Source organism: Pseudomonas sp. 34 E 7, assembly GCF_900005715.1.
Taxonomy (GTDB): Bacteria; Pseudomonadota; Gammaproteobacteria; order Pseudomonadales; family Pseudomonadaceae; genus Aquipseudomonas; species Aquipseudomonas orientalis_A.
Genome location: NZ_CVTX01000174.1, coordinates 1 through 672 on the forward strand (window position 1 = coordinate 1; position 672 = coordinate 672).

At 55.8% G+C, this 672-nt stretch carries 1 protein-coding gene; it reads right to left on the bottom strand.

The genetic code is table 11. The annotated features are described in order from the left end of the window. The coding region (locus tag BFP96_RS23945) for an immunoglobulin-like domain-containing protein (RefSeq protein ID WP_371914774.1) at positions 1 to 672 on the bottom strand (672 nt) is incomplete at both ends.

Here is a 672-nt window from a genome sequence, read left to right on the forward strand (position 1 = left end):
TAACGGTGGTGGTGTTATCAGTACCTGGGGTGTCAGTCACTGTTGTTGTGACTTTATCGGTACCTGGAACGAGATTTTCGAAGTGCTCGCCACCGGTCACACCTTTGATAGCGGTCGTGACGGTTTGATCGCCTTTGTACACATCATCCGGCGCAACAACCGAAACGCTGCCGCTCGATTGGTTCACCCCGATGGTGATGGTTTTGCCGTTATCCAGGGTGACGGTCAGCGGGTTAGTGATGTTAGTCACCAGCGCACCGTTTTTATCCACAAGGCTGGCGGTGTAGACGATGTTGCCGCCTTCGCCAACCGTGGTGGTGGCGCTCAGAACCACATCGACCTTGTCGATGGTGTCGTTGATCGCTGTCGTTGCACTGTTTTGCGCAACTACCAGCTTCTCGAAGTTGCCGCCGGAAGCGTCGGTGATTTTGACGATCTGGGTGCTCTTGTCGATGAACACGTCATCGCTTGGCGCAGGGACGGTCACGGTGCCGACAGTATCGCCAGCCTTGATGATAATCGACGAACCGTTGTCCAACTTCAGCGTGACGTCAGTACCGGCCTTGTTGCTCAAGGTCGCGGTGTACGTGATCTGGCCACCTTCGTTGACTGCGCTCGGCGCGGTCAGGGTAACGGTGGTGGTGTTATCAGTACCTGGGGTGTCAGTCACTG